The organism is Allobosea sp. AAP35, assembly GCF_001295925.1.
Taxonomy (GTDB): Bacteria; Pseudomonadota; Alphaproteobacteria; order Rhizobiales; family Beijerinckiaceae; genus Allobosea.
The window spans coordinates 19,949-45,159 of record NZ_LJHQ01000046.1 but is presented as its reverse complement, the minus strand read 5'-3'; the positions used below and the strand labels follow the sequence as shown (position 1 = coordinate 45,159).

26 protein-coding genes and 1 tRNA gene are annotated in these 25,211 nt (G+C 64.5%); 18 read left to right on the top strand and 9 right to left on the bottom strand.

Annotated features, from left to right (window positions below; all coding sequences use genetic code 11):
* Positions 1-172: 172 nt before the first annotated feature.
* A complete protein-coding gene (locus tag IP69_RS15820; protein ID WP_349236301.1) occupies positions 173-1,372 on the top strand; it encodes a cyclopropane-fatty-acyl-phospholipid synthase family protein in 1,200 nt (399 codons plus the stop codon).
* 19 nt (positions 1,373-1,391) lie between these two features.
* Here IP69_RS15820 and IP69_RS15815 read toward each other — a convergent pair whose 3' ends face one another.
* From IP69_RS15815 to carA, 4 genes are all read right to left on the bottom strand, one after another.
* Positions 1,392-1,820, bottom strand: a complete 429-nt coding sequence (locus tag IP69_RS15815; RefSeq protein ID WP_054143799.1) for a group III truncated hemoglobin — start codon at positions 1,818-1,820, stop codon at positions 1,392-1,394.
* Positions 1,821-2,028: 208 nt separating this feature from the next.
* Positions 2,029-3,651, bottom strand: coding sequence for an ABC-F family ATP-binding cassette domain-containing protein (locus IP69_RS15810; protein WP_054143798.1), 1,623 nt, complete (start codon positions 3,649-3,651; stop codon positions 2,029-2,031).
* Between the two features lie 77 nt (positions 3,652-3,728).
* Positions 3,729-3,998 (bottom strand): YARHG domain-containing protein, encoded by a 270-nt coding sequence (locus IP69_RS15805; RefSeq protein ID WP_054143797.1) that lies wholly within the window; start codon positions 3,996-3,998, stop codon positions 3,729-3,731.
* 38 nt (positions 3,999-4,036) lie between these two features.
* Positions 4,037-5,239, bottom strand: coding sequence for a glutamine-hydrolyzing carbamoyl-phosphate synthase small subunit (gene carA / locus IP69_RS15800; protein WP_054143796.1), 1,203 nt, complete (start codon positions 5,237-5,239; stop codon positions 4,037-4,039).
* Positions 5,240-5,393: 154 nt separating this feature from the next.
* On the opposite strand from carA, the gene IP69_RS15795 reads away from it, so the two are divergent.
* Positions 5,394-5,855 carry a GatB/YqeY domain-containing protein gene (locus IP69_RS15795; protein WP_054143795.1) on the top strand — a complete coding sequence of 154 codons (462 nt, stop codon included), beginning with the start codon at positions 5,394-5,396 and terminating at the stop codon, positions 5,853-5,855.
* Between the two features lie 21 nt (positions 5,856-5,876).
* On the opposite strand, the gene IP69_RS21520 is transcribed toward IP69_RS15795, so the two are convergent.
* Together IP69_RS21520 and IP69_RS15785 are read right to left on the bottom strand one after the other, a co-directional pair.
* Positions 5,877-6,266 (bottom strand): type II toxin-antitoxin system VapC family toxin, encoded by a 390-nt coding sequence (locus IP69_RS21520; protein ID WP_082359382.1) that lies wholly within the window; start codon positions 6,264-6,266, stop codon positions 5,877-5,879.
* Positions 6,263-6,538 carry a type II toxin-antitoxin system VapB family antitoxin gene (locus IP69_RS15785; RefSeq protein ID WP_054143793.1) on the bottom strand — a complete coding sequence of 92 codons (276 nt, stop codon included), beginning with the start codon at positions 6,536-6,538 and terminating at the stop codon, positions 6,263-6,265. Before IP69_RS15785 ends, IP69_RS21520 begins: the two co-directional genes overlap by 4 nt.
* A gap of 117 nt (positions 6,539-6,655) precedes the next feature.
* Between IP69_RS15785 and dnaG the strand changes: the two genes are divergently transcribed.
* Complete coding sequence (gene dnaG, locus IP69_RS15780; protein WP_054143792.1) at positions 6,656-8,566, top strand: DNA primase; 1,911 nt, start codon at positions 6,656-6,658, stop codon at positions 8,564-8,566.
* A gap of 219 nt (positions 8,567-8,785) precedes the next feature.
* Positions 8,786-10,825, top strand: coding sequence for an RNA polymerase sigma factor RpoD (rpoD, locus tag IP69_RS15775; RefSeq protein ID WP_054143791.1), 2,040 nt, complete (start codon positions 8,786-8,788; stop codon positions 10,823-10,825).
* A 55-nt stretch (positions 10,826-10,880) separates the two neighbouring features.
* On the opposite strand, the gene IP69_RS15770 is transcribed toward rpoD, so the two are convergent.
* Positions 10,881-11,363 carry an SRPBCC family protein gene (locus tag IP69_RS15770; RefSeq protein WP_054143790.1) on the bottom strand — a complete coding sequence of 161 codons (483 nt, stop codon included), beginning with the start codon at positions 11,361-11,363 and terminating at the stop codon, positions 10,881-10,883.
* A 147-nt stretch (positions 11,364-11,510) separates the two neighbouring features.
* On the opposite strand from IP69_RS15770, the gene IP69_RS15765 reads away from it, so the two are divergent.
* The 12 genes from IP69_RS15765 (at position 11,511) to IP69_RS15710 (ending at position 20,719) form a co-directional block, all read left to right on the top strand.
* A complete protein-coding gene (locus tag IP69_RS15765; protein WP_054143789.1) occupies positions 11,511-11,870 on the top strand; it encodes a hypothetical protein in 360 nt (119 codons plus the stop codon).
* Positions 11,871-11,947: 77 nt separating this feature from the next.
* Complete coding sequence (locus tag IP69_RS15760) at positions 11,948-12,559, top strand: LysE family translocator (RefSeq protein WP_054143805.1); 612 nt, start codon at positions 11,948-11,950, stop codon at positions 12,557-12,559.
* A 14-nt stretch (positions 12,560-12,573) separates the two neighbouring features.
* Positions 12,574-12,996, top strand: a complete 423-nt coding sequence (locus tag IP69_RS15755; RefSeq protein ID WP_054143804.1) for a secondary thiamine-phosphate synthase enzyme YjbQ — start codon at positions 12,574-12,576, stop codon at positions 12,994-12,996.
* Positions 12,997-13,071: 75 nt separating this feature from the next.
* Positions 13,072-13,359, top strand: a complete 288-nt coding sequence (locus tag IP69_RS15750; protein WP_054143788.1) for an HlyU family transcriptional regulator — start codon at positions 13,072-13,074, stop codon at positions 13,357-13,359.
* Between the two features lie 97 nt (positions 13,360-13,456).
* On the top strand, positions 13,457-14,017 hold the full coding sequence (locus IP69_RS15745; protein ID WP_054143787.1) for a type 1 glutamine amidotransferase domain-containing protein: 561 nt from the start codon (positions 13,457-13,459) through the stop codon (positions 14,015-14,017).
* A 187-nt stretch (positions 14,018-14,204) separates the two neighbouring features.
* Entirely contained in the window at positions 14,205-15,446 is a 1,242-nt protein-coding gene (locus tag IP69_RS15740) for an MFS transporter (protein ID WP_054143786.1), read from the top strand.
* 105 nt (positions 15,447-15,551) lie between these two features.
* Positions 15,552-15,830: a type II toxin-antitoxin system RelE/ParE family toxin gene (locus tag IP69_RS15735; protein ID WP_054143785.1), complete on the top strand. Its 279-nt coding sequence runs from the start codon at positions 15,552-15,554 to the stop codon at positions 15,828-15,830.
* A gap of 13 nt (positions 15,831-15,843) precedes the next feature.
* The gene (locus tag IP69_RS15730; RefSeq protein ID WP_054143784.1) at positions 15,844-16,134 is read left to right on the top strand and encodes a HigA family addiction module antitoxin; all 291 of its coding nucleotides are present in this window, start codon (positions 15,844-15,846) and stop codon (positions 16,132-16,134) included.
* A 164-nt stretch (positions 16,135-16,298) separates the two neighbouring features.
* Positions 16,299-17,324 (top strand): methionine synthase, encoded by a 1,026-nt coding sequence (locus IP69_RS15725; RefSeq protein ID WP_054143783.1) that lies wholly within the window; start codon positions 16,299-16,301, stop codon positions 17,322-17,324.
* Positions 17,325-17,363: 39 nt separating this feature from the next.
* Entirely contained in the window at positions 17,364-17,774 is a 411-nt protein-coding gene (locus IP69_RS15720) for an acyl-CoA thioesterase (RefSeq protein WP_054143782.1), read from the top strand.
* 293 nt (positions 17,775-18,067) lie between these two features.
* Complete coding sequence (locus tag IP69_RS15715) at positions 18,068-20,527, top strand: methyl-accepting chemotaxis protein (RefSeq protein ID WP_054143781.1); 2,460 nt, start codon at positions 18,068-18,070, stop codon at positions 20,525-20,527.
* Between the two features lie 116 nt (positions 20,528-20,643).
* Positions 20,644-20,719: transfer RNA gene (locus IP69_RS15710), tRNA-Ile, on the top strand.
* Between the two features lie 159 nt (positions 20,720-20,878).
* On the opposite strand, the gene IP69_RS15705 is transcribed toward IP69_RS15710, so the two are convergent.
* On the bottom strand, positions 20,879-21,793 hold the full coding sequence (locus IP69_RS15705; RefSeq protein WP_054143780.1) for a formylglycine-generating enzyme family protein: 915 nt from the start codon (positions 21,791-21,793) through the stop codon (positions 20,879-20,881).
* Between the two features lie 419 nt (positions 21,794-22,212).
* On the opposite strand from IP69_RS15705, the gene IP69_RS15700 reads away from it, so the two are divergent.
* Together IP69_RS15700 and IP69_RS15695 are read left to right on the top strand one after the other, a co-directional pair.
* On the top strand, positions 22,213-23,889 hold the full coding sequence (locus IP69_RS15700) for an arylsulfatase (RefSeq protein WP_248306860.1): 1,677 nt from the start codon (positions 22,213-22,215) through the stop codon (positions 23,887-23,889).
* Between the two features lie 89 nt (positions 23,890-23,978).
* Entirely contained in the window at positions 23,979-24,470 is a 492-nt protein-coding gene (locus IP69_RS15695) for a haloacid dehalogenase-like hydrolase (protein WP_054143779.1), read from the top strand.
* Here IP69_RS15695 and IP69_RS15690 read toward each other — a convergent pair.
* Positions 24,455-24,976 carry a LysR family transcriptional regulator gene (locus IP69_RS15690; RefSeq protein WP_082359379.1) on the bottom strand — a complete coding sequence of 174 codons (522 nt, stop codon included), beginning with the start codon at positions 24,974-24,976 and terminating at the stop codon, positions 24,455-24,457. The genes IP69_RS15695 and IP69_RS15690 overlap by 16 nt on opposite strands.
* Between the last annotated feature and the right edge of the window lie 235 nt (positions 24,977-25,211).

Sequence of the window (25,211 nt, the reverse complement as noted above, 5' to 3'; positions counted from 1 at the left end):
GGGGGGGGGGCGGCGCTTTCGCTCAGGGCGAGCCGCCGGCGGCGGGGCACGTTACTTAAAGCGGTTCCCAGGGCGGCAAGGGATGCTCTAAGGTCAGCTCTCAAACTCGAGGGCCGCGATGCTTCTGCTTCCGCGTATGTTAAAGAGTTTTATCAGGCATGGCCGGCTTACGGTGCTCACGCCCGACAGCGGGCGACATGTCTTCGGCCCCGGCCCCGGCGATTTGACCTTTGCCGGCGTCGTCAAGACCGCTCCTTCCGTCACGGTGCGCTTCCACGACGAGCGGATCGAGCGCGAACTCTTCCTCAATCCTGAACTGGCCCTGGCCGAGGGCTATATGGATGGGCGGATCGATTTCGAGGAGGGCACGATCCATGACCTGCTGACGCTGTTCTGGCTGCAGCGCCAGGAACTGCGCAAGCAGCCGTTGCAGAAGCTGATCCGCTCGGTGCGCTTCAGGATCCGGCGGCTGCGGATGCACAACCCGCTCGGCGTCGCGGGCAGACGAGTCAAGCACCACTACGACATTCCGTCCGATTTCTACCGGCTCTGGCTCGACGAGACGATGACCTATTCCTGCGCCTATTGGCACTCGCCTGAGGTCGGGCTGGAGGCTGCGCAGCAGGCCAAGCTCCGGCACATCGCCGCCAAACTCAGGATCGAGCCCGGCATGACCGTTCTCGACATTGGCTCCGGCTGGGGTGAGTTGGCGATCTATCTGGCGAGGGCTTGTGGCGCGAAGGTGACGGGGCTCAATGTCTCGCCCGATCAGATGGCGGCCGCGCGGAAGCGGGCCGAATCCGCAGGCGTCGGCGAGGCCGTGAGCTTCATCAACAAGGACTATCGCGAGCTGACAGGCACCTTCGACCGGGTCGTCTCGGTCGGCATGATGGAGCATGTCGGCGTCGCGCATTACCTCGAATATTTCGAAAAGATCCGCGACCTGCTGACGCCGGACGGGAGCGCGCTGGTGCATTGCATCGGCCGCGTCGGCCCGCCGGGCTTCACGGGTCCGTTCTTCGACAAATACATTTTTCCGGGTGGCTATGCCCCGGCGCTGTCGGAGGTGTTCGCCGCGGTCGAGCAGACCGGGCTGTGGTCGTCGGATTGCGAGTTCTGGCGTCGGCATTATCACTGGACGCTGGAAGCTTGGCGCGCGCGCTTCATGGCGCAAAGGCCTGCGGTCGTGGCCATGATGGGCGAGCGCTTCGCACGGATGTGGGAGTTCTATCTCTGCGCCTGCTCGATCTCCTTCGACATCGGCGGCGACATGGTCTTCCAGCTTCTGCTCGGCCCGCACAAGAGCGCGGTGCCGGTGATCCGGGACTATATCCAGGACGACGAGAAGGCGCTGGCGGCGCGGGGATTTTAGGTGCTGGCCGGCGGCAGCCTCAGCCCCGGCTGTGGCGCGGGCGGGCGATTGCACCCGTGACCGAGGCACGGCCCATCTCGAAACTGTCGGCGATGCGGCGGGCGCGCATGATGAAGGCGTCAGCGATGTCTGGCGCGCCGCAGACCTCATGGGCGGTCTCCTCGAACAGAGCCAGCCAGCGGTCGAAATGCTGCGGCTCCAGCGGCAGGATCAGATGCGGGCGCATCGGCCGGCCGTGATAGCGCCCGGTGCGCAGCATCACCGAGCTCCAGAAATCGGCGATGTTGGCGATGTGCTCGTCCCAGTCCGCGACGGCGTCCTGGAAGACCGGCCCGATCACGGCATCCTCGCGCGCCCTGGCGTAGAAGCGCGCGACCAGGGTCGCGATCATCGCCTCGGTGATGGCGGGGTGGGCAGCGCCGGGTTTGGGCAGGGGATTGTCGGTCATCAAAGGCTCGCGGCTTGATCGCTGGACGCGGACGCTATCCGGGTCGGCGGACGGGGTCCTTGATCTCGATCTGCTGCGTCATCCTGGACTAGCCGCGAAGCGGCGCAGGCCGGGATCCATCATAGGGCACGGTCGTGGTCTTCGATGGATCCGGGACGAAGCTGCGCTTCGCCCAGGATGACGACGTTGTTCCGAGACAGCGCAGACGCTAGCTCCGCAGCCCCGGCGCCTCCTGGCCGGTGCGGGCGACATACTCCGTGTAGCCGCCGCCGAAGGCGTGGACGCCATCTGGCGTGAGTTCCAGCGTGCGGTTGGAGAGCGCGGCGAGAAAATGCCGGTCGTGGCTGACGAAGAGCATGGTGCCTTCGTATTGCGCGAGCGCGGCGATCAGCATCTCCTTGGTGGCGATGTCGAGATGGTTGGTCGGCTCGTCGAGCACGAGGAAATTCGGCGGGTCGTAGAGCATCAGCGCCATGACCAGGCGGGCCTTTTCACCGCCCGACAAAACGCGGCAGCGCTTCTCCACATCGTCTCCCGAGAAGCCGAAGCAGCCGGCGAGCGCGCGCAGCGAGCCCTGGCCGGCCTGGGGAAAGCGGTCCTCCAGCGACTGGAAAATGGTGCGGTCGCCGTCGAGCACCTCCATGGCGTGCTGGGCGAAATAGCCGAGCTTGATCGAGCCGCCGAGCGCGACCATGCCGTCATCGGGCGCGGTGGAGCCGGTGACGAGCTTCAGCAGCGTCGATTTTCCGGCGCCGTTGACGCCCATCACGCACCAGCGCTCCTTGCGGCGGACCTGGAAATCCAGCCCTTCATAGATCGTGCGGCTGCCATAGCGCTTGTGGACGCCCTTGAGCGTCACAACGTCCTCGCCCGAGCGCGGCGGGGTCTGGAACTCGAAGGAGACGGTCTGGCGGCGCTTGGGCGGCTCGACCTTTTCGATCTTGTCGAGCTTCTTCACCCGGCTCTGGACCTGGGCAGCATGCGAGGCACGCGCCTTGAAGCGCTCGATGAAGTTGATCTCCTTGGCCAGCATGGCCTGCTGGCGCTCGAACTGCGCCTGCTGCTGCTTTTCGGCGAGCGCGCGCTGCTCCTGGTAGAACTCGTAATTGCCGGAATAGCTTGTCAGCGCGCCGCCATCGATCTCGACGATCTTGCCGACGATGCGGTTCATGAACTCGCGATCATGCGAGGTCATCAAAAGCGCGCCCTCATAGCCCTTGAGGAAGGATTCCAGCCAGATCAAGCTCTCGAGGTCGAGATGGTTGGAGGGCTCGTCGAGCAGCATCGCATCGGGGCGCATCAGCAGGATGCGGGCGAGCGCGACGCGCATCTTCCAGCCGCCCGAAAGCGCGCCGACATCGCCCTCCATCATCTCCTGGCTGAAGCCGAGCCCGTCGAGCACCTCGCGGGCGCGGCCGTCGAGCGCATAGCCGTCGAGCTCCTCGAAGCGCCCCTGGACCTCGCCATAGCGGGTGATGATCTCATCCATCTCGTCGGCACGGTCGGGGTCGCCCATCGCGGCCTCCAGCTCGCGCAGTTCGGCCGCGACCGTGCTGACCGGGCCGGCGCCGTCCATCACGGCGGCGACCGCGCTCATGCCCTTCATGTCGCCGACATCCTGGCTGAAATAGCCGATAGTGACACCGCGATCGACCTGGACCATGCCCTCATCGGGCTGTTCCTCGCCGGTGATCATGCGGAACAGCGTGGTCTTGCCGGCGCCGTTGGGGCCGACGAGCCCAACCTTCTCGCCCTTTAGGAGCGAGGCCGAAGCCTCGATGAAGACGATCTGCTGGCCGTTCTGCTTGCCGATGTTTTCAAGGCGGATCATGTCGCGCGAGAGCCTGGAGGTTGAAGGCCAGGATCAGGTCGGGACCTGCCGGCGGGAGGTGCGAAAGGGGATGGCCGTCAGCGCGGGCAGCCGGCGCTGCGCTCGCGCTGCAGAATGTCGGCGATATCGGCGCGGTTGCGGGCCGTCAGCGGCACATCCGCGATATTGTCGTAGCGGCAGTCGGCATTGTCGCCGAAAGCCGCCTTGGCGCGGGTCGTCTTGAAGCAGTAGCCCGCGTCGAAATAGATCGCGTTGCGTTCGGCCCACATCTCGTCGCAGAGCGCCTGGGCAAAGGCCGGCGCTGTCGAGAGCGACAGACACAGGCTGATCATGAGCAGACGCGGCATGGCGGATCCCGGCTTTGAGAGGCTGAGCGCGGGCCCGGTCAGGCCTTCGCCTTGTCCGCGTCCATCATCTCGACGAAGCGGTTGAAGAGGTAGTGGCTGTCCTGAGGGCCGGGCGAGGCCTCGGGGTGGTGCTGGACGCTGAAGGCCGGGCGGTCTGTCAGGGCAAAGCCGCTGTTGGAGCCGTCGAACAGCGAAACATGGGTTTCGACCGCATGCGCGGGCAGCGAGGCGGGATCGACCGCGAAGCCATGGTTCATCGAGACGATCTCGACCTTGCCGGTGGTCTTGTCCTGCACCGGGTGGTTGGCGCCGTGATGGCCCTGCTTCATCTTCATGGTCTGGCCGCCGACGGCGAGCGCCAGCATCTGGTGGCCGAGGCAGATGCCGAAGGTCGGGACCTTCTTCTCTAGCAATTCCTTGATCACCGGGACTGCATATTCGCCGGTCGCGGCCGGGTCGCCCGGGCCGTTCGAGAGGAAGATGCCGTCCGGCTTCAGCGCCATGATCTCGGACGCGGTCGCGGTCGCGGGCACGACGGTGACGTCGCAGCCGACCTTGGAGAGCAGGCGCAGGATGTTGCGCTTCACGCCATAGTCGATGGCCACGACCTTGTGGGCCGCGCTCGTGCGCTTGCCGTAGCCGGCCGGCCACTGCCAAGGCGTCTCGTCCCAGTCATAGCGCTGAGTCGAGGTCACCAGCGGAACGAGATCGAGACCGGTCATATCCGGCAGCTCCGCCGCCATCGCCTGAAGGCGCGGAATGTCGAACACACCATCGGGCGCATGGGCCAGCACCGCGTTCGGCATGCCGCCGTCGCGGATCAGTGCGGTCAGCGCGCGGGTGTCGATGCCGCAGATGCCGACGATGTTGCGAGCCTTGAGCCAGGCGTCGAAATGCCGGCTGGCACGCCAGTTGGACGGCTCGGTGATGGCGGCATGGAGGACGACGCCGCGCACGCCGGAGGAGGCGGCGGCGTTGACGGTCTCGGTGTCGTCGTCATTGACGCCGACATTGCCGATATGGGGGAAGGTGAAGGTGATGATCTGCCCGGCATAGGAGGGGTCGGTCAGGATTTCCTGATAGCCGGTCATCGCCGTGTTGAAGCAGACTTCGCCCGGCGCCTCGCCGGTGGCCCCCAGGCCGAAGCCCTCAAGCACCGTGCCGTCCGCCAGCACCAGCAGCGCGGTCGCGCGCGGTTCGCTCCAGCCGCCCGCGGCGGGGTTTCCTTCATGTGCGGTCATGTCTATGTCTCGGTCCAGGCCGCGCTGGCTTGCGGCAATGCATGGGCGGCAGCGTTTTCGCTCGCCGTCGTCTGGAGCGCGAGCCTTAAAGACGCGCTCCCATGACGTCAATCGATGCGGGCGCAGAGCCCGTGGCTAAAAAGGGAATACTGACATGTCCAACCTGCGCGAGCGCTTCACGGCCGATCTCAAGGAGGCGATGAAGGCCGGCGAGAAAGGCAAGGTCTCGACCATCCGCCTGATCACCTCGGCGCTGAAGGACAAGGACATCGAGGCGCGTGGCCTCGGCAAGCCCGAGACGATGCCCGACGAGATCCTCGCGCTGCTGCAGAAGATGATCAAGCAGCGCCAGGAATCGATCGCGATCTATGACGCCAATGGCCGCCCCGAACTGGCTGCCGGGGAACGCGCCGAGGTCGAGGTGATCGCGAGCTACATGCCCAAGCAGATGTCCGAGGACGAGGTGAAGGCCGCCATCGCTGCGGCCGTCACCGAAAGCGGCGCCGAATCCGTCAAGGACATGGGCAAGGTCATCGCGATCCTGCGTGCGCATTATGCCGGCCAGATGGACTTCGGCAAGGCAAGCGGGCTGGTGAAGGCGGCGCTGAGCGGTTGAGGCTCTACAGGGCGAGCGGGCTCACGCCCGCTCGATGTCCGTCAGGCTAAAATCTTCACCCTTGTAGAGCAGCGGCCAGCCACGCGCCCTCGCCAGTGCATAGGCCGCGCAATCGCCCATGTTGAGCTTGGCGGGATGGCGGCCCTTGCCGAAGCGGCGATAGGCTTCGAAAGCGCGATCGGAGAGGGCTTCGTCAAAGGGGATTATGTCGATCTGGTATTCAGCGAGGAAGTCATCGACCGTATCGACGAGCATTCCCTTCGAGAACGCTATGACGAGACGCGACTCAAGGAGGTTCAGACTCGACAAAACACGGGTATCGGCCAACTCAAGAAGTTCTGCGAACCTGCCCGCTTCGGGCTCGCCTGTCATACAAGCGACGATTGCCGAAGTATCGACGACGAGTTTCACCAGAAACCATTCTCATCATAACCAATCGCGTCGTCCATTTCCTGCTTGGTCATGACATGCGTCGTCGGTTTAACGTTGTGTCGGTCGTAAAACGCCTTCAGCTTTCGCCGCCCCTCCGCGATCCGCCGTGCCTTCTCGTCCTCCGACAATTCGTCCTTGCCGAGTTCGCTGCTGACAGCCTGACGCACGGCCTCGGTCAGGCTGAGGCCGCGGCGTTTCGCCAGCGTCCGCACGGCCTTTTCCGTCTCCGGATCCTTGATGTTGAGGGCCATGGCTTTCTTCCTTTTACCACGGTTTCTTTATCACGCGGCTGTGGATTGCGCCAACAAACCGGGCTTCCGCCATATCCGCGATTGGCTTTGGCGGCGCTCGCGCCCACATAGAGAGCGATGAAGTTCCCGCCCTCCATTCTGGAAGAAATCAAGGCGCGGCTGCCGGTTTCGGCGGTGGTGGGCAAGCGCGTGCGCCTCGCCAAGGCCGGCCGCGAATGGAAGGGTCTCTCGCCTTTCAACGCCGAGAAGACTCCATCCTTCTTCGTCAATGACCAGAAGGCCTCCTTCTTCGATTTCTCGTCGGGCAAGAACGGCGACATCTTCAAATTCGTGATGGAGACGGAGGGGCTGTCCTTCCCCGAGGCCGTGGAAAAGCTCGCTGCCGAGGCCGGTGTCACTCTGCCGAAGATCACGCAAGAGGCGCAGGTCCAGGAGGAGAGGCGAAAAGGCCTGCACGAGGTGGTCGAACTCGCGGCGCGCTTCTTCGAAGCCGAGCTGGCGGGGGATCGCGGCGGCGCGGCACGGCGCTATCTCGCCTCGCGCGGGCTCGATGGCGAGGCACGCACGCGCTTCCGGCTGGGCTATGGGCCGTCCGATCGCTTCGCGCTGCGCGACCATCTCGCGGGCAAGGGCGTGTCGGCCGAGCTGATGATGGAAGCGGGGCTGCTCGTGCATGGCGAGGAGATCGCCGTGCCATACGACCGTTTTCGCGACCGCATCATGTTCCCGATTCATGATTCGCGCGGGCGCGTCGTCGCCTTCGGCGGACGGGCGATGAGCGCCGAGGTTTCGGCCAAATATCTGAACTCGCCGGAGACGCCGCTCTTCCACAAGGGCTCGCTCCTGTTCAACCACCACAATGCCCGCAAGGCCGCCCACGACACCGGCCACGTCATCGTCGTCGAGGGCTATGTCGACGTGATCGCGATGGCGCTGGCCGGCTTCCCGCAAACGGTGGCGCCGCTCGGTACCGCCTTGACCGAGGACCAGTTGACGCTGCTCTGGCGCATGGCAGACGAGCCGGTGATCTGCCTCGATGGCGACAAGGCGGGCCGCAAGGCGGCCAGCCGCGCCATCGATATCGCCTTGCCACAGCTCGAACCCGGCAAGTCGCTGTCCTTCGCCTTGCTGCCCGAGGGGCAGGACCCCGACGATCTGGCGCGTTCGGGCGGAAAGGCCGCGATCGCCGAAGTCCTGGGCGCGGCGCGGCCGCTCGTCGACATGCTGTGGACGCGGGAGGTCGAGGCCGGCCCGCTCGACACGCCGGAGCGTCGCGCCGCCTTCGAGCGCCGGGTGAAGGAACCGCTGGGCCAAATCCGCGACGAGACGACGCGCAAGCATTATCGTCGCGAGATGGAGGAGCGGCTGGCGCAGCTCTTCGCGAGCGCTGCCCCGGCGCGCGCAGAACGGGGCCGGGATGGCGCCTATCCGCGCGGCCGCGGGCAGAACGGCGGCGGGCGCGGCGGTGGCCGGGGCGGCTTTTCACCCGTTTCGCCCTGGCTGGTGGGGCCCCTCAAGGCCTCGAGCCAGCTGACGCGCACCAAGATCATGGCGCGCGGGCGCGGCGAGGACACGCGCGAGGCCTTCATCCTGCTGGCGTTGGCGAGCCATCCGGAACTGATCCTGCGATGTGCCGACGAGATTTCGGAGCTGGCGCTCGACGGGGCCGCGGCCGAGCGTTTCCGGCAGGCCCTGCTCGATGCCGCAATGGAAGGCGTGCTTGACGAGACGGCGCTTGCGAGCCGGCTGGAACAGCCGCGCGTGCGCGATGCACAGGCGCAATTGCTGGCGGTCACGGGGCCGGCGGAGCGTCTGCAACTCGCGCAAGCGGCTGATCCTGAATCGGTTTTCGACTCGATTCGGCAGGCTATCGTCTTGCATCATCGCGCGCGGACGCTACATAGCGAGTTGAAGGCAGCCGAACGCGCATTGGCTGACGAAGCGACGGAAGCCAATTTCGCCTGGATCAAGGACGTCAAAGCCCGCCTCGAAACGATCGAGGGGACGGAGGCGATGTCCGGTGATTGACAACCAGCGGTTCAGGGCAAGGTTCCGGGTCTTTCGCGGTCAAGATGCGCGTGCGGATTGGGAGTGGTTAACGGTTCATCAAGGATGAACGGTGCCATCTCGCCAGAGTGATTTGGGTGGGGTGAGCGCGCCGGACCTGCGGCCGCGCCGCCCTTTTATGCGTCTGCCTATGGCTTCTCACCAAGCCGGAGGCGATGCGAGAGTGCGGAGCGCTGATTGATGGCGACGAAAACGAGCGAACGGGACAAGACCGATCAGGTCGCGCCGGAAGCGCCTGCGACCTCCGATGGACCGTTGCTCGATCTGACGGATCAGGCCGTCAGGCGGATGATCAAGCTCGCCAAAAAGCGCGGCTATGTCACCTATGACGAACTGAACGAAGTCCTGCCCTCGGAGGAGTTCACCTCCGAGCAGATCGAGGATGTGCTCGGCCAGCTCAGCGAGCAGGGCATCAACGTCGTCGACAACGAGGACCCGGAAGCCTCTGGCGAGGAGCGCGCTGCGGCGCGCACCGGCACCAATGGCGCCGACGAGGAAGAGGCCGAGGGCGGCGATCTGGTCGATGCCTCGCGCTCGGCCCTGCCCGTCGAGGTCAAGCGCAATCTCGAGCCGACGGAACGCACCGACGATCCGGTGCGGATGTATCTGCGCGAGATGGGCTCCGTCGAGTTGCTCTCCCGCGAGGGCGAAATCGCCATCGCCAAGCGCATCGAGGCTGGCCGCGAGGCGATGATTGCCGGGCTGTGCGAAAGCCCGCTGACCTTCCAGGCGATCATCATCTGGCGCGACGAGCTCAACGAAGCCAAGGTCCTGCTGCGCGACATCATCGATCTCGAAGCGACCTATGCCGGTCCCGACGGCAAGAACCCGCAGGTTGCGCCGGGCGAAGGCGGCGAAGGCGTCCCCGTTGAGGGAGCAGCTCCAGCTGCCGAGGGCGAGGTGCCCGAGGGCGAACTGCCGTCCGATCTCGACGACGACGACATGGAGAACAACGTCTCGCTCTCGGCCATGGAGGCCGAGCTCAAGCCGCGCGTGCTGGAGACGTTCGATTCGATCGCCGACAACTACAAGAAGCTGCGCCGCCTGCAGGACCAGGACATCGCCAACCGGCTGGAGAACACCAAGCTCTCGCCGTCGCAGGACCGCAAATACAAGAAGCTCAAGGACGACATCATCACCGCGGTGAAGTCGCTCTCGCTCAACAACAACCGCATCGAGGCGCTGGTCGAGCAGCTCTACGACATCAACAAGCGCCTGATCGGCCATGAGACGCGCCTGCTGCGGCTGGCCGAGAGCTATGGCGTCGGCCGCGAGGACTTCCTCAAGCAGCATGTCGGCGGCGAGCTCGATCCGAAATGGGTGCTGCGCGTCTCCAAGCTCGGCTCGCGCGGCTGGCGCGATTTCGTCGGTGCGGAGCTGGAGCGGATCAAGAGCCTGCGCGAGGACATCCACACGCTGGCGTCCGAGACCGGCCTGGAGATCCAGGAGTTCCGCAAGATCGTGCTGATGGTCCAGAAGGGCGAGCGCGAGGCGCGGCAGGCGAAGAAGGAGATGATCGAGGCAAACTTGCGCCTCGTGATCTCGATCGCCAAGAAATACACCAATCGCGGCCTGCAGTTCCTCGATCTGATCCAGGAAGGCAATATCGGCCTGATGAAGGCGGTGGACAAGTTCGAGTACCGCCGCGGCTACAAGTTCTCGACCTATGCGACCTGGTGGATCCGCCAGGCGATCACCCGCTCGATCGCCGACCAAGCCCGCACGATCCGCATCCCGGTCCACATGATCGAGACGATCAACAAGATCGTGCGGACCTCGCGCCAGATGCTGCACGAGATCGGCCGCGAGCCGACGCCTGAGGAACTGGCCGAGAAGCTCGCCATGCCGCTGGAGAAGGTGCGCAAGGTTCTCAAGATCGCCAAGGAGCCGATCTCGCTGGAGACCCCGATCGGCGACGAGGAAGATTCGCATCTCGGCGACTTCATCGAGGACAAGAACGCGATCCTGCCGATCGACGCCGCGATCCAGTCCAATCTGCGCGAGACGACGACCCGTGTGCTTGCTTCGCTCACGCCGCGTGAAGAACGTGTTCTGCGCATGCGCTTCGGCATCGGCATGAACACCGACCATACACTCGAAGAGGTCGGCCAGCAGTTCAGCGTCACCCGCGAGCGCATCCGCCAGATCGAGGCGAAGGCGCTGCGCAAGCTGAAGCATCCGTCACGAAGCCGGAAGCTGCGGAGCTTCCTCGACAATTGATGCGAAAGCCGGCCTTGCCGCCGGCTTTTTTATTCATGCATGGAGCTTGTGGGGCTCAAATCCCCCGCACCAGCGCCACCAACTGATCCAGCGCCGTGCTCCAGCCCTGGTGGAAGCCCATCTCCTCGTGCTGCTTCTTCGCGGCCTCGTCCTTGTGCAGGGCGCGGGCGGTATAGAGCGTCCCCGTGGTCGTGGGCTCGATCAGGACGGAGGCGGTCATGAAGCCCGAGCCGAGCGGACGGTAGCCCGGGCCGAGCGCATCGGTGAAGACCAGCAGTGTCTCCGGCACGATGAAGAGGAAGCAGCCGGTGTTGTCGTGCTTCTCGCCGTCGGGGCCTTCCATCACGGTGCGGAACTTGCCGCCTGGCTGGAGATCGATCTCGCAGGCGGTGGTTCTCCAGGGGGCGGGCGTGAACCACTGCTTCAGCAGCGCGGGCTCGGTCCAGGCGCGCCAGACGAGGTGAGGCGCGACCGCGACCTCGCGCTTCAGTTCGAGATCGAGTGTGGGATCGAAGACGATGGCGGGCAGGGCGGTCATGAATTCTCCTCCTTGTCTTTCAGTTGCAGGACGAAGGCATCGAACTGGTCGAGCGGCATGGTCCAAAGCCTGCCCTGCCGGCGGATTAACCCGCCTTTCACGCGGTCGCAGCTATCGTTTCCGTGTTCGCTTGGGACGGAGCGTATCATGGCGGGAGCGCGGCTTTATCTCGTCATCGGCGCCGCGCTGGTGCTGGCGATACCCATCGTCAGTTTCGTCAGCGGGCTCGTCGTCTTCCCCATTCTGTTTTATGGCCTGGTGGCCGTTGTTGCTAATTTTGGCCTGCCGTTGGTGATAGCGGCAGCGGGCCTGCGGGCTCTCGGCGTGACGATCGGTTCAGCTCGCCTTTTCGAAGGCTGGGTCCGGTGCAGCATTCTCTGGCTTGGCTGCGCCTATGGCCTCGCCCATTGGGGCGATGCGGGGGCCACGATGGGCGCGCGAAACATCCCTTACCTTCACGTCCTGTTCGCGCCCTACCGCTACCTGCTGGGCTATCCCGTCGGGTAGCGAAGGCGATATTCGGGCTGGACAATGGGGCGGCCGGTCATTCTGATGCGGTATCGTCGTGTCGGATGGATGCCGCCATGTCCCCTGAATTCCTGCTCACCTCCCTGATCATCGTCGCATCGCCCGGCACTGGCGCGCTCTACACCATCGCGGCCGGACTCACGCGCGGATCGCAAGCGAGCGTTGTCGCCGCTTTCGCCTGCACGCTCGGGATCGTGCCGCATCTTCTGGCTGCCATGGTCGGGCTCGCGGCTGTGCTGCATGCCAGCGCGCTGGCCTTTGCGATCGTGAAATATGCCGGCGTCGCTTATCTGCTGTTCATGGCCTGGCAGACGCTGCGGGAGCATGGCGCGCTGAGCGTCGAGGCCAAGGCCGATCCGCGTTCGGCCTGGCGCGTGCTGCGCGACGGCGTCGCCATCAATGTGCTCAACCCCAAGCTCTCGATCTTCTTCGTCGCCTTCCTGCCGCAGTTCATCGCGGCAGGCGAGGCGGCTCCGCTGGCGCGGATGCTGGAGCTGTCTGCCGTGTTCATGGCGATGACCTTCATCGTCTTCGCGCTCTACGGGCTGTTTGCAGCGGCGATGCGCGACAAGGTGGTGAGCCGGCCCGCGGTGATGGCCTGGCTGCGGCGAGGGTTTGCGGGGGCTTTCGTCGCGCTGGGGGCCAAGCTCGCTGTCACCGAGCGCTAGGCGCGGGCGACGTGATCAGCCAGACCGTCCTCGCCATCGAGACGAAAGGGCCGGGGCTCTACGAGTTCACCGCCCGCGTTGAGGATTTCGTCGCTGGGGCGGGGATCGCGGCCGGGCTGCTCACGGTTTTCGTGCGCCACACCTCCTGCTCGCTGCTGATCCAGGAGAATGCCGATCCGGATGTCCGTGTCGACCTTGATGCCTTCTTCCGCCGGCTCGTTCCTGCAGCGGATGATCCGGCGATGGACTATCTCGTCCATCGCGCCGAGGGGCCTGACGACATGCCCGCCCATCTCAAGGCGGCGCTGACGCCGGTGTCGCTGAGCGTGCCCGTGATGGACGGGCGGTTGATGCTGGGCAGCTGGCAGGGGATCTATCTGTTCGAGCATCGGGCGCGGCCGCACCGGCGCGAGGTCGTGCTGCATCTGGCGGGGTGAGGGGGCGGCTTGGCATCCTGACCGAGGCCGGGTAGTTCTCCTGCCGCCCTCGCATCCGCGCCGGAGGAAAGCCCGATGTCGTTCCTGAAATCCCTGTTCGGCGGCCGCAAGGCGGCAGACAACAAGCCGGCCGGCCCGCTCAAGAGCATCGAGCATAACGGCTTCACCATTCATGCGACGCCCTATCAGGATGGCGGGCAGTGGCAGCTCTGTGGCGTCGTCGAGAAGACGATCGAGGGGGAGCTGAAGAGCCACCGCTTCGTCCGGGCCGACCGCTTTCCGGGTCAGGGGGAGGCGGTCGATTTCACGCTCGTCAAGGGTCAGCAACTCGTTGACCAGCAGGGCGAGGCGGTGTTCGGATAAGGGCGGCTCGCCTCAGGGCGACCCATTGGCGCAGGAACGCACGCCCCTCCCGCGGGTTGTTGGATCATCACCTTCAACCCGAACGAGGAGACTGCTCATGAGCGCTCTATCAGGCAAATCCATTCTCATCCTGTCCACCAACGGTTTCGAGCAGTCGGAACTCGATGTGCCGCATGCCAAGCTGAAAGAGGCCGGCGCGACCGTTCATATCGTCTCGCCCGAGGCCGGAGAGATCACGGGCTGGGACCAGAAGGACTGGGGCCGGGCGGTCAAGGTCGACAAGACGCTCGACGAAGTCAGCGCCGATGCTTACGACGCCATCGTCCTGCCCGGCGGGCAGATGAACCCCGACACGCTGCGCGGCAACCCCAAGGCGCTGGCGCTGATCGAGGCCTTCTTCAAGCAGGGCAAGGTCGTCGCGGCCGTCTGCCATGCGCCTTGGCTCCTGATTGATACGGGCATCGCCAAGGGCCGCCGCCTCACCTCCTACGGTACGATGAAGCAGGACATGATCAATGCCGGCGCGTTGTGGGAAGACAGCGAGGTCGTGTCCGACAAGGGCGTGGTGACCTCGCGCAAGCCCGACGATCTGCCGGCCTTCGTCGCCAAGATCATTGAGGAAATCAACGAGGGCCGCCACGAGCGCATGGCTGCGTGATGGCGACCGACTGACCTCAGCGGGAGCTTTCGCCATCGGGCGGAGGCTCCCGATTCGAGTCCGGGAGGGCACGATGCGTGCATCCGTGCCGCCCCTCCCTGCTTTGGATGCGCTTGCCGTGACGCTGCGCCCTGCCTAATCCTCGTGACGAAGAACGCCGTTCGAAGCAGCGGCGCACCGAGGAAACATGGCCCCTGACGATCCGCGCTACGCGCCCGATTCCTCCTATGCCTGGCTGCGGCTGGTCGTGTCGCTCGTGGTCGGCACCGCAGCCTGCGTCGGCACCTGGTCGGTCGTCGTGGTGCTGCCTTCGGTGCAGACAGAGTTCGGCACGCTGAGGGCCGGCGCCGCGCTGCCCTATACCTGCGTGATGTTGGGCTTCGGCTTCGGCAACATCGCGATGGGCCGCATCGCCGATCGCTACGGCATCATCGTGCCGATCGTCGGCGGGGCGCTGCTGCTCGGCTCCGGCTACATGCTGGCGGGGCTGGCGCAGAGCCTGTGGCAGTTCGCTCTGGTGCATCTCTTTTTAATCGGTGTCGGCGGCGGGGCGGGATTCTCGCCGCTCATCGCCGATCTGTCGCACTGGTTCCGTCGGCATCGCGGGCTGGCCGTCGTCTTCGGCGCTTCGGGCAGCTATCTGGCGGGCGTGATCTGGCCGCAGATCATCACCTGGGGGCTGGCCAATCATGGCTGGCGGGCGACGCATATCGGCATCGGGCTCGCGGTCATGGCGATCATGCTGCCGCTTGCGCCCTTCTTCCGGCGCCGCCCTTCGGCGGCGAGCATGGCGGCCCAGGATGCGGCGAGCGAGGGCGCGCGCGGCGATCTCGGCCTCTCGGCCAACCAGCTGCAATGGCTGCTGGCGGTCGCGGGCTTCTGCTGCTGCGTGGCGATGGCGATGCCGCAGGTCCATATCGTCGCCTATTGCGGCGATCTCGGCTACGGCGTGGCGCGCGGCGCCGAGATGCTGTCGCTGATGCTCGGCTTAGGCATCATCAGCCGCATCGGCTCGGGCTTCGTCGCCGACAAGATCGGCGGGGCGGCGACGCTGGCACTGGGATCGCTGATGCAGGGGCTGGCGCTGTTTTTGTATCTCTGGTTCGACGGGCTGACCTCGCTGTTCATCGTCACCGGCATCTTCGGCCTGTTCCAGGGCGGCATCGTGCCGATGTATGCCGTGATCATCCGGGAGTATCTGCCCGCGCGGGAAGCCGGCATGCGCATCGGCATCGTGATGTCGGCGACGATCCTGGGCATGGCCTTCGGCGGCTATGTCTCGGGCGCGATCTTCGACGCCTTCGCCTCCTACCGTGCGGCGTTCCTCAACGGGCTGGCCTGGAACCTGGTCAATCTGACGATCGTGTGTTGGCTGATGATGCGGGCCAGGCGGCGGCCGGTGGGGCCAGCGGCGACGGCGGCTGTCTAACCTTATCGGGCGATCCGACGGCGCGGGCATCGCATCATCGCACTGACGTCTTCCGGCTACCCGCGGTAGCGTTTTGCTAATGTTTCATGCTATGAAACAGTCTGCATGAAGCGGATTGCCGACAAGCACACGCTAGCACTTTACGAGGACGGCAATTGCCATCCTCGCTGGCGCGGATTCGAGGCGATTGCGCTGCGAAAGCTCGACCGCGTCATGAACATTACGCGTCTGGACGACCTTCGTGTCCCGCCAGGCAACCGTCTCGAGGCATTGAAGGGTGATCGCGCAGGACAGTGGAGTATCCGGATCAACGATCAATACCGGATCTGTTTCAAATGGGACGGCACCCAAACTCACGCGATCGAGATCACTGACTATCACTGAGGGAGAGCGCAATATGACGCGCATCACGACCCATCCCGGCGAAATGCTGCAGCACGAGTTCCTCGTGCCGATGGGCATCTCGGCCCGAGCCCTCGCGCGTGCCATGAAGGTCCCGCCGACGCGGGTCACCAAGCTCCTGAGGGCGGAGACCGGCATGACGGCCGATACCGCGATCAGGCTGGAGCGAGTGCTCGGCGCCTCGGCTGGCTTCTGGCTCAACCTCCAGAACAGCTATGATCTGACGCGCGAACAGGTCGCAAAGGCCGAGGCTTATGCGGAACTGGCGCCTGTGGTTGCTGCCTGAGCACCCGCGCCCATCCGTCGCATCTGCCGATGGTGCCGGTCGATGGGCCCCCAAAAGCCCTCGAACGCCCTGGTGAAGACGTCGCTGGTTCGATCGGCCGACTTGACGCGAGCTTGCGGCGCGTCAGAAGTCGGCGCAACCAAAAGCCCCCAGAGGACACCTCCATGCTTTTCACCACGATCGCCGGCAGCCTGCCCAAGCCGACCTGGCTTGCCGAATCCGAACGCCTCTGGGCGCCGTGGAAGCTGGAGGGCGTGGCGCTGCAGGAGGGCCGCCGCGATGCGACGATTCTCGCGGTGAAGCTGCAGGAGGATGCCGGGATCGACATCGTCGGCGATGGCGAGCAGGCGCGGGTGCATTTCGTCCATGGCTTCCTGGCCAATCTCGACGGCATCGACTTCGACAAGAAGACGATCATGGGCATCCGCAACAACCGCTACGAGGCCGAGGTGCCGACCGTGACCGGCGCGATCCGTCGCAAGGGGCCCGTCCACAGCATGGAGGCGCAGGCCGCCCGCGCCCACACCACCCGCAAGCTGAAATTCACGCTGCCTGGCCCCATGACGATCGTCGACACGATCGCGGACGAGCATTACGGCCGCCGCGAGGACCTCGCCATGGCGTTCGCCGCCGTGCTGAACGAGGAAGCCCATGAGCTTCAGGCGCTGGGCGTCGACGTCATCCAGTTCGATGAGCCCGCCTTCAACGTCTATATGAAGGAGGTGCCGGACTGGGGCATCGCCTGCCTCGAGCGCGCCGCGCAGGGGCTGACCGCGACCACCGCCGTCCACATCTGCTACGGCTACGGCATCAAGGCCAATATCGACTGGAAGGCGACGCTCGGCGAAGAGTGGCGCCATTACGAGCAGACCTTCCCGGCGATCGCGAAAAGCTCGATCGACCAGGTTTCGCTGGAATGCCGCAACTCCAAGGTGCCGCTCGATCTGATCAAGCTGCTCGACGGCAAGGACGTGCTGGCAGGCGCCATCGACGTCGCCTCCAACGCGATCGAGAGCCCCGAGGAGGTCGCTGCCACGATCCGCGCCGTGCTCGCCTTCGTGGCGCCCGAGAAGCTCTTCCCCTGCACCAATTGCGGGCTGGCGCCGATGACGTCGGAGGTCGCCTATGGCAAGCTCGCGGCGCTGGCGGCCGGCGCGGCGCTGGTGCGCAAGGAGTTGGGGGCGGCCTGAGCGCCGGCTTTGCAGCGGGATGGCAGGAAAGAGGTCGGCATGAGCGAGCCCGGTCTGGTGCGGGACGAAGCCCCGCGCGGCAATCTGACGGTGCGTATCAATGCGATGCCGGCCGACACCAATGCCAATGGCGATATCTTCGGCGGCTGGGTGATGTCGCGCATGGACGCCGCCGGCGGCATCGCCGGCGTCGACCGGGCACAGGGGCGCGTCGTCACGATCGCGGTCGATGCGATGACCTTCATCCGGCCGGTCAAGGTCGGCGATGTGCTCAGCGTCTACACCGAGGTCGAGTCGGTGGGCCGCACCTCGATGAAGATCCATGTCGAGGCCTGGGCGCGGCGCTTTCAAACCATGATCCATGAAAAGGTGACGGATGCGACCTTCACCTTCGTCGCGATCGACGAAGCCGGGCGTCCGCGCCCGGTCCCGCAGCTGCCCGAAGGTTGAAAGCCGCCGTAGTCGCCACATTCCCTTACGGAACGTGAATCCGGCCTTTCGGCGACTGATTCAAAAGAATCCACGTTTAAACGTTCTTTAAGCGCGGCCGGGCAATTGTCCCTGCGAACAATGTCCCGCCCAACGACAGTTGCGGCACGGGGCGGTTCGGGGGGGCTCGTCGGTTGCCGCAGGTCGCGGTGGCGATGGTGTGTCTTGTCCGCTCAAGCCGGCATTCAAAGCCGGCTGCGGTCCTCGCACCGGCTTCGTCGTCCATCGTGTCGCAGCGTTTCGGAGAGCGATCGATGACGAAGGCCAGCAAGCCCGCCACCCTGCGCAAACCGACCCGTATCGGAATCGCCGCGCGGATCTATGCGGCTGTGGGCGTGATGACGGCGCTCACATTGGTGGCTTCCGCTGTCGCCTGGCTGTCCTACGAGCGGGTCGGCTCAACCGTCGAGGATCTCGCCGGTCAGAAGATGCCGATGGTCGAGCTGGCGCTGGAACTCTCGCAGGCCGCCACCCAGTCGACGGCTCTGGCGCCACGCTTCATGGATGTTGCCAACGTCCAGCAGCGCGCAGGGTTGACCAATGAGCTTGACCGGATCGAGGCGCGCCAGTTCGACCTCATCCGCAAGATCGCGGCGCTACGCGGTTCGGACATGAAGCCGACCCAGACGGCCGTCGATGAGCTGTCGCGTACGATCAACGAGATCAACGATCTCACCGGCGCGCGGATGCGCAATACCGCCGCCTTGAATGCGTCCCTGGACAACCTCACCAAGGCCGGCCAGGCCTTCAGCGGCGTGGTCGGCTCCGAGGCGGACGAGGCGCGCTTCAACGTCACGATGGGCATCGAGAGCATCAAGGGCCTTTCCGGCGAATCGCTCGATGCCGCGATGAAGAGCCTGAACGACCGGGACTTCCCGGTCTTCGACTTCGCGCGCAAGCTCGAGGCGCAGGTCAACGAAGCCATCGGCATGCTGCGCGAAACCGCGCAGATGCCGGACAAGCCGCGCCTGGATATCGCGCAGGCACGCTTCAACGCGAGTGCCATGCGTATCCGCATGGAGCTGAAGGCGGTGGAGAGCATCGCCGCCAATCCGTTCCGCAACCAGGTCGTCGAAGCCGTCCTGGCCGTCGGCGAGGGCCGCAGCGGCATCGTCGAAACGCGACAGCGCGATCTCGCCACGCTCGCGCAGATCGCAACCGCGCTGAAGGATGTCGATCGGGCCGCCGCCACCCTGCGAGGCCAGGTCGAGGCGCTCGTCGAGGGTGCGCGCGGGGAAGCCGTGGCCGCCAGCGGCTCCACGGCGACGCTGATCGAGCAGAGCAAGATGTGGCTGGGTGCCATCGGCGTCGGTTCGCTCCTGATCGCGCTCTCGCTCTCGCTGTTTTACGTCCGGCCGATGATCATCGGGCGGCTGAACCGGCTCTGGGCTGCCACCAAGGCGATCGCCGATGGCGCGCTCGAAACCGTGGTCGACACCAAGGGCAACGACGAGATATCCGATATCTCGAAGAGCGTCCTGCTGTTCCGCGACAATGCGGTGGCGCTGCGCGCGGCCGAGGCCGCCAAGATCGAGGATGATGCGCAGTCCCTGCGGCAGCGCCGCGAAATGATGGCTGAACTCGGCGCCGCCTTCGGCGAGGTGGTCGCTGCAGCCGCCGCAGGCGACTTCAGCCGCCGCGTCCAGGCGAATTTCGCCGACGCCGAACTGAACGCGCTCGCGGCTTCCGTCAACGAGTTGCTGGAGACCGTCCAGGGCGGCTTGTCGGAGACCTGCGACGTGCTGGCCGAGCTTTCTGCCGGCCATCTCTCCACCCGCATCGAGGGGCTCTATCAGGGTGCCTTCGCCGAACTCAAGAACGGCACAAACGCGCTGGCCGACGAATTCGAGAGCACGCTCGCCAAGCTCTCCGAGACGGTCGCCGCCGTGCGCAGCGCCACGTCCGAGATCCTCGACGGCGTCACCGATCTCGCCCAGCGCACCAGCGAGGAGAGCAACGCCGTCTCGATGGCGACCAATCAGCTCGGCGCCTTCGCCGGGACGGTGAAGAAGACCGCATCGGAAGCCGCCCAGGCAACCGGCATGGCAGAGGGCGCCGAAAGCCAGGCCCAGCAGGGCGAGAAGGTGGTCGCGTCTGCGCTCGAAGCGATGCAGCGCATCCGCACCTCCTCGAACAAGATCTCCGAGGTCATCGCGATGATCGACGAGATCGCTTTCCAGACCAACCTCCTGGCGCTGAACGCGGCCGTCGAGGCGGCGCGCGCCGGTGATAGCGGCCGCGGCTTCGCGGTCGTCGCGACCGAGGTGCGCAGCCTGGCCAAGCGCTCGGCCGATGCCTCCAACGACGTCAAGAAGCTGGTCGAGGCGGCCCATGGCGACGTCAAGGTCGGTGTCGGGCTGGTCGAGGAGACGGCTGCGATGTTCGAGGCCATCGTCTCGTCGGTCAACGACCTGACCGGGCTGATGAACGGCATCTCGCTGACGGCGAAGAACCAGGCCAGCGACGTCTCGGCGATCAATACCGAGATCGACGGCATCGGCACCATGGCCCACCAGAACGCGGCGCTGGTCGAGGAGACCAACGCCGCCCTGGCGCTGACCGACGAACAGACCCGCGCGCTCAGCGAGCATATCGCCCGCTTCCGCTTCCGCGAGGGTCACGGCTCGGACACGGCGCACGGGTCGGGCCAAGCCGACGGCTTCGATCAGGCACCGGGCTCCGACGAGCGACATGGCATGGTCGTGGCAGCCTGACGGCTTCATTGCTGGTTCACCCCGGCCTAAATATCCATGGCCCCGCCGTCAGCCGATGGCGGGGCCTTTTCATGGATGGCTTGCCGGATTGGCGGCGACGATGCTACGCGGGAAGCGGGCCGGTAGCTCAATGGTTAGAGCTCGCTGCTCATAACAGCGCCGGTGCCGGTTCGAGTCCGGCCCGGCCCACCATTTCCGTGGGCTCGGCGATGACCTGCCATTGCGCCTTCGGGGCCGCAGAGATTGAGACTTGATAGCTGTGCGGGCGCGCCTTATCGCGGTCCAGTTCGTCGGTTGGTCCTGAACTGAAGCATAAATCCTGGCCGCATCGGCCTCCGCAGGCTGCTTCTGTCAGACAACTCGGACAATGCATCGGAATCCAACGTGGTTGGTCGATGTGTCGATCGGCTCTGGGTGGCGGGCGGCGGGGCGGTAGCGCCGGCAATAATTCGGAGCGCACAGATGTGAGCCGCCTTTCAAGACCTTGCGCGGGATAGGATTGCGCGGCTGCGCCGGATCATGACTTCCCTCAGCGCGCGGGCCACGGGGATTACGAGGGATGCAGCACGCCTTGCCTTTCTCAGCCTCGTGCCGTGGCGCATACCAGTCCGTTGTCCACTCCCAGATGTTCCCGATCATGTCGTACAAGCCGTAGGCGTTGGGTGGAAAGGCTGTGACCGGCGACGTGCGGTCATAACCGTCCAGCTTCAGGTTCTGGTTCGGGAATTCTCCCTGCCAGGTATTCGCCATGTGCCGGCCGTCAGGGTTGAGTTCGTCGCCCCACGCAAATTCCCGATCCTCCAAGCCGGCCCGGGCGGCGAATTCCCACTCCGCTTCCGTTGGCAGCATCTTGCCAGCCCAGTTCGCATAGGCCTCCGCATCCGAATAGGCCACATGGACCACGGGGTGATCATCCAGGCCACGGTTCGTGCTGTTACGACCCAGTGGCCGGCGCCAGTTTGCACCGAACGCAAAATTCCACCAGACATAGTAATCGCCGTGATCAACTGGTCGGGAAGGCGGGGTAAATACCAGAGAACCCGCCTTCAGCATGTGCGGCAATGCGCCTGGATAATCCTCCGCCCGCGGCGCGATTTCGGCGTAGGTGACATGCCCCGTGGCCTGAACAAATGCGGCAAATTGCCGATTGGTGACGGGGGTCTTGTCCATCCAGAACGCGTCGACGGAAACACGATGCGCCGGTCTTTCTTCGGGATAGTGATGGTCCGATCCCATCACGAATGTCCCGCCGGGGATCAATGCCATCCCCGGAAACAGCGAAGGACGGCCGGTTTCCTCGGCTTCGCTTCCACGTTTGCTCAAGCCTGTCTCCCACACAACCGCAGTTGATGGCTCGTGGTATCAAGCGCTGATGATATCGCGCTTACCTTTGGGCAGCAATCAAATGCGTTTGCGATCCGCCTTTGACGCGAAGTCCAGTCACAGTCCGGCCTGCCGTCGATAACACGCGCGACAGCCACCGGCCTTCCGATTTTCGACATCTCGAATTCCCCAAAGTCAGATGTCGGAAGGGCAGTCTTTTACGCGTTCTCGAGGCGGGTGCGATAGCAGCTCAGCACTGAAAATTATGTTTGTGGCTTGTCATCTTTCGGGATTACGTTTGGTAAGCATGAGGCGTTGATGCCCTGGAAAAGCGCCCAAAACTTGAAGAGGGGGAGGCCAAGATGCCGAACACGATGCAGTCCAAAAACAAGGCTGTTTCCGCCGACGCGATCAATGCAGAATCTGAAGCCTTGGCGCCAGCCAGCCTGAACCGCCGCAACCTCCTGCTCGGCGGCACGACGCTCGCCACAGCCGCTGCATTGGGAGCGGGCGCGCCTGTCGCGGTTGCGCAGGCCCAGACCGCGCCCGCCGCGCCCGCGTCCGGCCGGCAGCCCAACATCCTTGTGATCTGGGGCGATGATATCGGCACCTGGAACATCAGCCACAACAACCGCGGCATGATGGGCTACAAGACTCCCAATATCGACCGGATCGCCCGCGAGGGCGTCGCCTTCACCGATTACTATGGCCAGCAGAGCTGCACCGCTGGCCGCGCCGCCTTCATCAACGGCACTGTCCCGGTGCGCACCGGCATGACCAAGGTTGGCCTGCCAGGAGCCGCCGAGGGCTGGCAGAAGACAGATGTGACCATGGCCACGGTTCTTAAAAGCCAGGGCTACGCCACCGGACAGTTCGGCAAGAACCACCAGGGCGACCGCGACGAACACCTGCCGACCATGCACGGCTTCGACGAATTCCTGGGCAATCTCTATCACCTCAATGCCGAGGAGGAGCCGGAAAACCGGGATTTCCCGAAAAATCCTGAATTCCTGAAGAAGTTCGGGCCGCGCGGCGTCCTGCGCACCAAGGCCGACGGCAAGGGCGGGCAGACGATCGAGAACACCGGTCCGCTGACCAAGAAGCGGATGGAAACCATCGACGATGAGACCGTCGAGGCCGCCAAGGAGTTCATCACCCGTCAAGTCAGGGAAAACAAACCCTTCTTCTGCTGGTGGAACGGCACAAGGATGCATTTCCGCACCCATGTCAAAGCCGAGAATATCGGCAAGTCGGGGCAGGACGAGTATGGCGACGGCATGGTCGAGCACGACCTGCATGTCGGGCAGTTGCTGAAGTTGCTTGATGATCTCGGCATCGCCAACAACACGATTGTGCAATACTCGACGGATAACGGCCCGCATTACAACACCTGGCCGGATGCTGGCACGACCCCGTTCCGCGGCGAGAAAAACTCGAACTGGGAAGGCGCCTACCGCGTGCCCGCTTTCGTGCGCTGGCCAGGTGTGTTCCCTGCCGGCACCACGCTCAATGGCCTGGTCGCCCATGAGGACTGGCTGCCGACTTTCGCGGCCGCCGCTGGCGCTCCTGATGTGAAGGAGAAGTTGTTGAAGGGCGTCACGCTCAACGGCCGCCCCTACAAGAACCACATCGACGGCTACAACATGCTCGATTACCTCAGCGGCAAGATGCCTGAATCGCCGCGCAAGGAGTTCTGGTACATGAATGACGATGGCAACATCGTTGCCGCGCGTTATGAAGATTGGAAGATTGTCTTCCTGGAGAACCGTGGCTCACAGCTTGGCGTGTGGCAGGAGCCTTGGGTCGAATTACGCTTCCCTCTGATCTTCAACCTGCGGCGTGACCCGTTCGAAAAAGCACAGCATAACTCCAATACGTACTGGGACTGGGTGATCGACCGCATTTTCGTGATCGCGCCAATCCAGGGTCTTGCTGCCAACTTCCTCCTGAGCATGCAGGAATTTCCACCCAGTCAGTCTGCTGGCTCCTTCAATCTCAGCAAGGTCGAGGCACAGATCAGATCGGTGATGTCACGCTGAGCGAAAATCGGGAAAGGCCGTCTCCTCAGAGGAGACGGCCAGCTACCGACACGGTCCTGAAAATGCCTCTAGCTTCAAAGGCGAGGTTCATGAGATTCAAGGCAGTCGCCACGGTCCTGGCCTGGATTTTCATGCTGACGGCACAGCCGGTTGCTGCGCAAGGCAATGATCCTCTGCCATCATGGAACGACGGACAATCGAAACAGGCGATCCGGGCGTTCGTGCGGAAGATCTCCAAACCCGGCACGGCGGATTTCGTCCCGCCCGCCCAGCGCATTGCCACCTTCGACAATGACGGCACGCTTTGGGGCGAGCAGCCCTTCTACTTCCAGTTTCTGTTCGCGGTTGACCGCATCAAGGCGATCGCGCCGCAGCGCCCGGAATGGCAGGAGAAGGAGCCCTTTGCCTCTGTTCTGAGAGGCGACCTCAAGACTGCGCTGGCAGGAGGCGAGCACGCCATTCTTGAGATGGTGATGGCGACCCACGCCGGATATACGACCGAAGAATTCGAGGTTGTCGTCCAGGACTGGTTTGCAACGGCGAGGCACCCGACGACCGGCAAGCTCTACAGCGAGGGGTGATCGGCCGGCATGAACACGCCGACCGCCATCGTCGTCAGCGGCTGGACGTGAAAGCGGTTATCCTTCGGAAGCTGGGCTGTGATGCCGACATCGGCACGGTACTGGACGATCTGCTCGATCACCTGGTCCGAGTTGTGCAGCTGGATCGAGAATACCAGTTTGGGTCGGCGCCGGCGCAATTCGTCGAGAATCGGCAATGAATGGACTGTGCCATCCGAGGCCAGCCGCAGGCGCCCGCCCTCGGCGGCCGGGCTTTTGAGCATCTGGGCTGCTTCGGACAAGGCCGAAAACACCCGAGAGGTTACCTGGAAGAGCGCCTCGCCATCGGCGGTGAGGGTCACGCCGCGCGGGCCGCGTTCGAAGAGGACGACGCCGGAAATGGCTTCGAGCTGGCGCACCTGGCCCGACAGCGCCGATTGGCTGACCGCCATCTCCCGTGCCGCCTGTGAGTATCCGCCTGCCGTGGCGACGAAGTGGAACGCTCTCAACTGCGCGACAGACGCCATGAACAGTCCACTCCCGCCCCGCCAAGAACTGGGGCATAAGACCGCTTCGAAACCCGACGAGCACACGCAAAAGGCGAGTTGTTCTCGGGCATGCAAAGACATATCACAAGTATATGAAAGTCGTTTCGGATTTGTGACGTGCTATTATCGTGACAGTTGCGTGTCGTTTTGGCGGCGCTGTGTCGTTGATAAAGCGATATAGGGTATCGTCAAATTCGATATAGTCCCGGTGGCG

Bases quoted from the DNA above. Each gene is read 5' to 3' on its own strand.
- IP69_RS15815 (WP_054143799.1), bottom strand. From the start codon at position 1,820: ATGACCGACAATCCCCTGCCCAAACCCGGCGCTGCCCACCCCGCCATC.
- IP69_RS15810 (WP_054143798.1), bottom strand. From the start codon at position 3,651: ATGATCCGCCTTGAAAACATCGGCAAGCAGAACGGCCAGCAGATCGTC.
- IP69_RS15805 (WP_054143797.1), bottom strand. From the start codon at position 3,998: ATGCCGCGTCTGCTCATGATCAGCCTGTGTCTGTCGCTCTCGACAGCG.
- carA (WP_054143796.1), bottom strand. From the start codon at position 5,239: ATGACCGCACATGAAGGAAACCCCGCCGCGGGCGGCTGGAGCGAACCG.
- IP69_RS15795 (WP_054143795.1), top strand. From the start codon at position 5,394: ATGTCCAACCTGCGCGAGCGCTTCACGGCCGATCTCAAGGAGGCGATG.
- IP69_RS15785 (WP_054143793.1), bottom strand. From the start codon at position 6,538: ATGGCCCTCAACATCAAGGATCCGGAGACGGAAAAGGCCGTGCGGACG.
- dnaG (WP_054143792.1), top strand. From the start codon at position 6,656: ATGAAGTTCCCGCCCTCCATTCTGGAAGAAATCAAGGCGCGGCTGCCG.
- rpoD (WP_054143791.1), top strand. From the start codon at position 8,786: ATGGCGACGAAAACGAGCGAACGGGACAAGACCGATCAGGTCGCGCCG.
- IP69_RS15770 (WP_054143790.1), bottom strand. From the start codon at position 11,363: ATGACCGCCCTGCCCGCCATCGTCTTCGATCCCACACTCGATCTCGAA.
- IP69_RS15765 (WP_054143789.1), top strand. From the start codon at position 11,511: ATGGCGGGAGCGCGGCTTTATCTCGTCATCGGCGCCGCGCTGGTGCTG.
- IP69_RS15760 (WP_054143805.1), top strand. From the start codon at position 11,948: ATGTCCCCTGAATTCCTGCTCACCTCCCTGATCATCGTCGCATCGCCC.
- IP69_RS15750 (WP_054143788.1), top strand. From the start codon at position 13,072: ATGTCGTTCCTGAAATCCCTGTTCGGCGGCCGCAAGGCGGCAGACAAC.
- IP69_RS15745 (WP_054143787.1), top strand. From the start codon at position 13,457: ATGAGCGCTCTATCAGGCAAATCCATTCTCATCCTGTCCACCAACGGT.
- IP69_RS15740 (WP_054143786.1), top strand. From the start codon at position 14,205: ATGGCCCCTGACGATCCGCGCTACGCGCCCGATTCCTCCTATGCCTGG.
- IP69_RS15735 (WP_054143785.1), top strand. From the start codon at position 15,552: ATGAAGCGGATTGCCGACAAGCACACGCTAGCACTTTACGAGGACGGC.
- IP69_RS15730 (WP_054143784.1), top strand. From the start codon at position 15,844: ATGACGCGCATCACGACCCATCCCGGCGAAATGCTGCAGCACGAGTTC.
- IP69_RS15725 (WP_054143783.1), top strand. From the start codon at position 16,299: ATGCTTTTCACCACGATCGCCGGCAGCCTGCCCAAGCCGACCTGGCTT.
- IP69_RS15720 (WP_054143782.1), top strand. From the start codon at position 17,364: ATGAGCGAGCCCGGTCTGGTGCGGGACGAAGCCCCGCGCGGCAATCTG.
- IP69_RS15715 (WP_054143781.1), top strand. From the start codon at position 18,068: ATGACGAAGGCCAGCAAGCCCGCCACCCTGCGCAAACCGACCCGTATC.
- IP69_RS15705 (WP_054143780.1), bottom strand. From the start codon at position 21,793: ATGGCATTGATCCCCGGCGGGACATTCGTGATGGGATCGGACCATCAC.
- IP69_RS15700 (WP_248306860.1), top strand. From the start codon at position 22,213: ATGCCGAACACGATGCAGTCCAAAAACAAGGCTGTTTCCGCCGACGCG.
- IP69_RS15695 (WP_054143779.1), top strand. From the start codon at position 23,979: ATGAGATTCAAGGCAGTCGCCACGGTCCTGGCCTGGATTTTCATGCTG.
- IP69_RS15690 (WP_082359379.1), bottom strand. From the start codon at position 24,976: ATGGCGTCTGTCGCGCAGTTGAGAGCGTTCCACTTCGTCGCCACGGCA.